This window comes from Verrucomicrobiota bacterium, assembly GCA_019247695.1.
Classification (GTDB): Bacteria; Verrucomicrobiota; Verrucomicrobiia; order Chthoniobacterales; family JAFAMB01; genus JAFBAP01.
This window is the reverse complement of the sequence record JAFBAP010000039.1, coordinates 1-6,274: the sequence shown is the minus strand read 5'-3', so window position 1 is coordinate 6,274 and position 6,274 is coordinate 1. Positions and strand designations below refer to the sequence as shown.

General features: G+C 61.8%; 4 protein-coding genes. 3 read left to right on the top strand and 1 reads right to left on the bottom strand.

Annotated elements, in window-relative coordinates:
• Nucleotides 1–255: 255 nt before the first annotated feature.
• Nucleotides 256–1,638 carry a hypothetical protein gene (locus JO015_04495; protein MBV9998356.1) on the bottom strand — a complete coding sequence of 461 codons (1,383 nt, stop codon included), beginning with the start codon at nucleotides 1,636–1,638 and terminating at the stop codon, nucleotides 256–258.
• Nucleotides 1,639–1,666: 28 nt separating this feature from the next.
• Between JO015_04495 and JO015_04490 the strand changes: the two genes are divergently transcribed.
• The 3 genes from JO015_04490 to JO015_04480 all read left to right on the top strand — a co-directional run.
• Nucleotides 1,667–2,560 (top strand): diacylglycerol kinase family lipid kinase, encoded by an 894-nt coding sequence (locus tag JO015_04490; protein ID MBV9998355.1) that lies wholly within the window; start codon nucleotides 1,667–1,669, stop codon nucleotides 2,558–2,560.
• A gap of 136 nt (nucleotides 2,561–2,696) precedes the next feature.
• On the top strand, nucleotides 2,697–3,521 hold the full coding sequence (locus JO015_04485; GenBank protein MBV9998354.1) for a rhomboid family intramembrane serine protease: 825 nt from the start codon (nucleotides 2,697–2,699) through the stop codon (nucleotides 3,519–3,521).
• A 45-nt stretch (nucleotides 3,522–3,566) separates the two neighbouring features.
• A partial coding sequence (locus tag JO015_04480; GenBank protein ID MBV9998353.1) for a hypothetical protein occupies nucleotides 3,567–6,274 on the top strand: 2,708 nt, incomplete at its 3' end.

Sequence of the window (6,274 nt, the reverse complement as noted above, 5' to 3'; positions counted from 1 at the left end):
GAGTTCGGAGTTCGGAGTTCGGAGTTCGGAGTTCGGAGTTCGGAGTTCGGAGTTCGGAGTTCGGAGCGGCAGCATGGGGGCGAGCTGCCGGTGTCAAGCTCCGGTTTCGTGGATCTTTTTCTGCGTTCTTCTGCGTGTTCTGCGGATGATTCCTGTCTTCCCGCCGTGTTCGCCGTGTGAACTCCGTCGTTGTGCCCGCCAAACCCGCTGTGCCCGCCGTGTGACCGTGTGACCGAACTCCGAACGGGGTTCCCGCTACCGTTCATGGCGGTCCCCGCGCAAGAGTTTCCGGAACAGTTTGCGCTTATCGCCGATCATCCGGTCCAGGAGGTCACTCTGCGGATGGCCCAAGGTCCCGGTGACGCGGAAGTCCAGAAAGCGGGTATGATTGTCCGGGTTGGTGACGAAGTTTTCCTCAAGTTCGTTGGGGATTTTCTGGCTCAGAAACTGGTTGACGATCAACCGGCCGTTGAGGTCCAGCTTCTGAGCGGCGTCAATCTGCCCCCAGAGCCACACGTCGCAATTCCTGGACAGAAGCCTGATCTCGTCGATGTACAAGGTGATGCCCGCAATCCGGAAGTGTGAGCGGGCTTCATTAAAGTCCAGGCGCTGCAACTCATCGATCTGGGTCCAGCGTCCGATCTCCTGAAGCAGGGGGTACTGATCCAGGTAGCCGGCCACGACTTCCACCTGGCCTTCACCTGAGTTGAAAGCGGCATCACCCGCCGCGCCGTGCAAATCCAGTCTGCCGCGAAGCCTCCCGTGCGCCTGGTCGAGGACTCCGGCCGCGCGGGAGGCAATGTCGCTCACGCTGGCGTCAAACACGTCCAATCTTAAATCGTAGCGGTACGGAGGTGCATTCAATGCGATCTGGAAGCTGCCGCTGAGCGATCCTCCCCAGAGCTTCGCCTGCACCGCCGGGAGTTCGACTCGTTCGGCGGACGCAAACAGCGGAGACGCCAGCTCCGCACAGACCAGCGTATTGTTGCCCGTCGAGACGCTGGCGGCCAGCATCCGACCAGCATACACCCCCCTCTGCAGCCGCGCGAAAACCTCCAGGTTCCGGATGGTGGCGGCGACCGTGCTGTCACGTGAAAGCAGGGTGATCGTGCCCTGCGTCAGTTTAACCCGTTGAACCCTGATCGAGGACGCTGCCGGGAATTTGTTCCGCGAGGGCGCACCGGCGGCCGCGACCGGCGGCGTGCTGCCGGCGGCGGGAGGCGGCCTTGGTGCCGGCAAGTCGGTTGGATGCGCTTCCGCTGCCGTCAACATCGCCAGAGGCACGGAGACGTCGACGCCCTGGAGGCTCAACTGTTTAATCACCGGTTTGTGGTTCAAGAGCTTCAGGTGGTTGAAGTGCGCTTTGATGCGGCTGGCCCGAAATATGGCGGTCGAACCGCCCGGTTCGCGAGCCGTCACCTCGTCAAGGACCAGCCCGGACCACGGGTCATACGAGATGCGAAATACGCTGACCGGCAGGCCGGTGCTCCGGCTCAGCGCGCGGCAGATCTTCTGCCGGGTGCCGGGGGACTGAAGGTAGAGATTGATCGCCAGCAACCCGAGCGCGAAAAGTAACCCGACGGCGGCCAGAACCAGCGAAAACAGACGAAGTAAAGGCTTTACGTATCGAGCGGACAAGAGATGAACTTAAGAGGATGCCGGGGCAATGAACAAGCAGAAGGTTGTCGTGATTTTCAACCCCGCTGCCAAGGGTGAGAAGGCGCGTTCGGTCGAAAACACGCTCAGATCGATCGTACGCGGTGCCGCCCTTTGGCCGACCAACGGTCCGGGGCAGGGTATGCGGCTGGCCGAACAAGCGGTTCACGACGGCCACGAAGTGGTGATCGCAGCCGGCGGCGATGGCACCGTCAACGAAGTCGTCAACGGCATCGCTGGATGGCCCGTCACGCTCGGCATCCTGCCGATCGGGACGATGAACGTGTTTGCGTACGAGTTGGGGCTGCCGCTTGAACAGATCCGGAAATGCTGGGAGGTGATTGAGGACGGTCATGTGGCCGAGATCGATCTGGCACGCGCCAATGATCAGTTTTTCGTGCAGTTGGCCGGCGTCGGCCTGGATGCACGGGCGGTCGAGGCCACCGATGTCACCATCCGCCGTACCATCGGTCCGTTAAGCTACGTCCTCGCGGCGTTGCAGATCATCAGCAGCCCGCCCCCGCGGCTTCAGATCGCGTGTGCGGATGGCCGGCAGTTCGAGGCCTCGTTCGCACTCATCGGCAACGGCCGCCATTACGGCGGGCCGTTTTCCGTTTTTTCCCAGGCCCAAAACAACGATGGCCGGCTCGATCTCTTGATGTTTCGAAACCAGGGTTACCTGGACATCTTCCGGTATCTCCAAGGCATTCTGGCCGGTAAACCTGAACAAATGCCCGACGTCGAGTATTTGCAGGTGCCCGCGCTCTCCGTCGTCAGCGATCAGGATACTCCCGTCGAAGTCGATGGCGAGGTTTCACTCCGGACCCCGGTCCGTTTCGAACTGGCGGCCAAACGATTACGGGTGCTCGTTCCCCGCCGCAGCCCGCGGCCCGCCGGCCGCTGAAAACCCGGCCCGTCCGGGTTCCGCGCCGGCGCCCGCCACCCGTTCTGTGTTGCCGCATTTAGCAGACGTCTCGTTGGCCGTCTTGACGCGTACTTAGAAGGTGAGGCTCGGGAACTTTGGGAGGGAGCATCCAAGTATGAAGTGGACGCAAATTCAATTTTTAGCCGCACCGTGGCGGCGCGGGCACGTCACGGTTGCCGCCTGCATCGCACTGCTGCTGGTGGCCGTGTATTCCTTTGAATCGCTTCTATCAGCTGCAGGCGTGAATTGTCCGGAATACCTCCTCGGCGCAAGCCGTTGGGGCCTGCTGAACGGCATGCTTTGGCAGCCGTTTACGTACCTGTGGTTGCACGATTTACACAGCCCTTGGCCGATCCTCCTGAGTGTGGTGGGATTCATGCTGGCCGGATGCGAATCGGAAGCGATCTTAGGCCGCCGCCACTTCTTCGGGTTAGTCGCCACGGCGAGCGCAGCGGGTGCGATCGCTCACGCGCTGGTTTCACCGGCACACCTTCTACTCGGGGCACAGCCGGCCGTTTGCGCGTTCGCACTCGCGTGCACTACCATCCTGCCGGAATGGCCGCTCTGCCTCCCGGGTTGGCCCCGCCTTTGGGTGCCCTATAAATATCTTGGTTGGGCGTTGATCCTCGTTTTGGCGATCTTCTGCTGGCGTGGGCACGCCAGCGCAACTCATGGCTCCGCCGTGGCCAGCCTCGTCGGGGCACTCACCGGCTGCATCTATGCCCGATACCTCGGGTTCGGTAGTCCGTGGCGCCTGGAACGGCGCTGGCGCGAACGTCGCAACCGCGACCTCCGGCTTGAGCGGATGAGTTGTGACCAGTTCATGCGCGAACAGGTCGATCCCGTGTTGGAAAAAATCAGGCGTGAAGGCTTCAAGAGCCTGACCCGTGCGGAGCACGCCATCCTCCAGCGCGCCAGGCAGAAACTGTTCAATAAATAGGTAGTAGTAGTAGTAGTAACGAACCCAACTAACTAACTAACCTGCATGGAGGACCGGACCGCCCTGACTTCGCTGCGCGCGCAGCTCGCCGGCCAACTCCTTGATCCGGACGGCGCGGAGCGGGTATTGATCGCCCTCAACGAGGTCGAACCGCGGCTATTGGCGTTGCTGGACCAGTTTGCCGGCCGGAAGATTACCCTCATTAACTTCCTCACTTACTCGCCTGGCTCCCTGGAGAAAATCCAGCGGCACCCCGAGCTCTTGCGATGGTTGTTAAGCGCCGACGTGACCTCGTCAAAAATGCGCCTGCGCGACGCGGCGACCGACCCGGGACTCGCTGAGGACCAGACCTTTTCCTGGCTCCGGCGCTGGAAATCAGACGAGCTGCTTCGTATCGGGTTCCGAGATTTTTCCGGGCAGGCTGACCTCGTCGAAACCACCGCCGATATCACCGCCGTGGCCGAACGCTGCGTCAGCACCGTCTTGTCAGGCGCGCTCGCCACGGCCGCGCGACGCTGGGGTACCCCGCCGACCGGCATCGGAGTGCTCGCCATGGGCAAATTCGGCGGGGAGGAACTTAATTACAGTTCGGACATCGACGTCATCTTTTTCTACGGTGAGGACGGGGCGCTCAACCCGAATTTCAGTTACCACGAGTACTACACGCGCATCGCGCAGCGGGTGGTCGATACCTTCAGCACCAAGGAGAATCCTTTGTTCCGCATCGACCTTCGCCTTCGGCCCGAGGGAGCGGCAGGTCCGCTCGTGAGGTCGTTGGCCAGCATGGAGCACTACTATTCCGGGTACGGCGAAACCTGGGAGCGCCTGGCGTTGATCAAGGCGCGCGGCATCTGCGGAGACGGGGAATTGCTCTACGAATTCAACCAGCGGCTCCAGCCGTTTATCTTTCCGAAGCTCGTTTCGGTCGAATTGCTGGATGAAGTGGCGGACCTCAAGCTCCGCATCGAACGCGACCTCGTGGGCAATGAGGAGTTGCACCGGAACGTCAAGCTCGGCTTCGGCGGGATCCGGGAAATCGAGTTTACGGTCCAGGCGCTGCAACTGCTGCACGGTGCCCGGCACGCCTTTTTACAAGGCCGGAATACCCTGAAAACGCTGATCGCACTCGAACGGTTGCAGTTGCTGCCGGTAGCGGCCGTGCGTTCCCTGGAGGACGCGTACGTTTTTCTGCGAACGGTGGAACACCGCCTGCAGATGGTTCGTGAACAGCAGACGCACACTTTACCGGCCAATCCGCAAACTCAGGCGCTGATCGGCAGAACGCTCGGCTTCGAGTCGCGTGATCGCTTTCTCGAGACCCTGTCAAAGCATACGCAGGCGGTTCGCGCCACCTTCGAACACCTTTTACAGGGACGTTCGGGTCCTCCGGCCGGCCCGATGCCCACCGGATTTTTCCGGGCACCGGAAACCGCGCGGCGTGCGCTGGGCGCGCTGGCCAGCGGCCCGGCCGGCGTGCACGTCGCGCCGCGCAATAAACGGCTGTATCGCAAGCTCGAGCCGGAACTGGTCAACTGGCTTTCCCGCATGGCTGACCCGGACGCGGCGTTGAACCGCTTTGTCCGTTTCGTCGATGCTTACGGCATTCGTGGCGCCCTGTTCGAAACCCTCCTGGCAAACCCGCGCCTGCTTGAGCTCCTGGTCCGATTGTTCGATGCGAGCGCTTTCTTTTCCGAGATCGTCATTCGACGGCCCCAGCTCATCGAGGAAGTCGCCCGGGGCCGTGACCTGAGCGCCAGCCATACCGTCGCCGATTTCGAAAAGGGCTTGGCGCAGAACTACGAAACTCTCGACCCCGGCACCTGGGTGCGGGTTTACCGCAGGGCGGAACTTGTGCGGCTGGTGCTTAAGAACGTGCTCGGCTTGGCCTCGCTGGAGGCGCTCCAGGAGGAAATGACCAACCTCGCGGAAGCGTGCCTTCACTTTTGCATGCAGCTTGCCGGCTCTTCGACCGGCCTCACGGTGCTGGCGCTTGGAAAGTTTGGGGGACGGGAGCTTCTCTACGGCGCCGACCTCGACGTGGTTTTAGTGGGCGAAGATCCGCTCTTGGCGGAGCGGCTGATCAAGTTCATGAACACCAAAACGAGCGAGGGCCGCGTGTTTGGGTTGGACACGCGTCTGCGACCCGAAGGGGAGTCCGGCGCCCTGGTGGTCGGGCTTGACCAATACCAGGCTTACTTCGAAAACCGCGCTCAGGTGTGGGAAATGCAGTCCCTTTCCAAAGCCCGCGTCGTGGGCGGCCCGCACGCGGCTCCACTGGCGGAGGCGGTCCGGAGAATGTGGGAAAAGGCGGCGGAGCGGGGTGACCTGCGCGACAGGATCGGAGAAATGTATCTGCGCGTGGTGACGCAACGCGAGAAAGGCTCGGATTTCTATCATCTCAAGACCGGGCGTGGCGGCCTCATGGCCGTCGAGTTCGCAACGCAGTACCTGCAAATGCGGGAAAAGATTTTCGAGACCAACACCTTGCATGCGCTTGGCAGGCTCGGGGAACGGGGCAGGGAATCGCAAACGGGTACGCTGGCGGACGCGTACCGATTTTTCCGGCAATTGGAGGCGGCGCTGAGGCGGGTCGATAACAGTTCGGTCTCGCAGTTGCCGCAGTCCCCCGATGACCAGGCTCAGTTGGCCAAAAGGGTCGGATTCGGCAGCCGTGAAGAGTTGCTTTCTCGATACACGCGGGAACGCGGGGAAGTGCACCGCATCGTTTGTGATATCCTCGGTCACACGGCGGG